Source organism: Prevotella rectalis (assembly GCF_900607215.1).
Classification (GTDB): Bacteria; Bacteroidota; Bacteroidia; order Bacteroidales; family Bacteroidaceae; genus Prevotella; species Prevotella brunnea.
This window is the reverse complement of record NZ_LR027822.1, coordinates 312,581-313,759: the sequence shown is the minus strand read 5'-3', so window position 1 is coordinate 313,759 and position 1,179 is coordinate 312,581. Positions and strand designations below refer to the sequence as shown.

Genomic DNA, 1,179 nt, shown 5'->3' with positions numbered 1-1,179 from the left:
TTTCGAATTACACAAGCAGCAGCGAGGGTTTTGTTACCCTTCAGTCATTAATCATGAACTCCCTGATGTATCATGAACGAGAGTTGTTCGTCAGCGAAAATGCCCATGAGCAATGCAATGGTTTCCGTTCTCGTCGTTGGTACAGTCACGGCTTTGAGTTCTCGCTCCGTATTCCGCGCAGTCGTAGCGGAAACTTCTATCCCATTCTCTTAGGGTTGATACGCAGCGAAAGCGAGGAACGTGCCAAATTGTTCAATCTCCTCTACACCAAAGGTCTTACCACGGAGCAGATAGGCGAGATTTCAAATTGCGTCTATGGTCGTTCCTACAGCAAGCAGCAGGTATCGCATCTTGCCGGCAGCTGCCGTGAGGACGTCGAACGGTGGCTTTGCCGTAGCCTTTCCTCCCACTACTTAGCCGTCTATATCGACGCCACCTTTATTTCCACCCGTAGGGACAGACAGGTGTCCAAGGAAGCCTACTATACCATTCTGGGGGTATTAGAAGACGGCAGCAGGGAGGTGCTCACGGTTGTCAATCATCCCACAGAAGGGGCTCTTTGCTGGAAAGACGAGCTTGAGGCCTTGAAGCAAAGAGGCGTCGAACAGATAGACTTAGTTGTTTCCGATGCATTGCAAGGAATAGAGAATGCCGTCTGTGCAGCCTTTCCCGGTGCCGCACACCAGTTCTGCGTGGCACACGTTAAGCGACAGATACTCAGCGGCGCATCACATAAAGACAAACTGGTAATGGCGCAGCAGCTCAGTGAGGTGTTCCAATTGGAGAACAACGAGATGAATTCCTTGCAGGGATACGAACAATTCATTACCTTTGTCGAGAAATGGGAAAGGAAATATCCTGCACTAAGAAAATACAAGGCCGAACGCAACAGTGCCTATTTCACGTATATGGACTTCCCGGCTCAAGTGCAGAGGTGCATATATACGACCAACTGGATTGAAAGGCTCAACAGGAAGTACAGGAGAACCATCCAAATGAGAACATCCATGCCATCAGAGAAGTCCGTCATCTTCCTCCTGGCAGCCGTGGCGATGGAGGAAACAAAGACGACATATGAAAGGAGAATATATCAATTCAAGAACTGGAAAGAAAAGAATAAAATAACAGTGGAAGTACAGAGAAAGGAAAGATGAATTACACACTTTTAAGGACACTACC

Annotated in this window: 1 protein-coding gene; it reads left to right on the top strand. The window is 48.1% G+C overall.

Annotation, left to right across the window (positions count from 1 at the left end; translation table 11 throughout):
• The coding region (locus E0E16_RS09685; protein WP_223177190.1) for an IS256 family transposase at positions 1 to 1,154 on the top strand (1,154 nt) is incomplete at its 5' end.
• Positions 1,155 to 1,179: the final 25 nt, after the last annotated feature.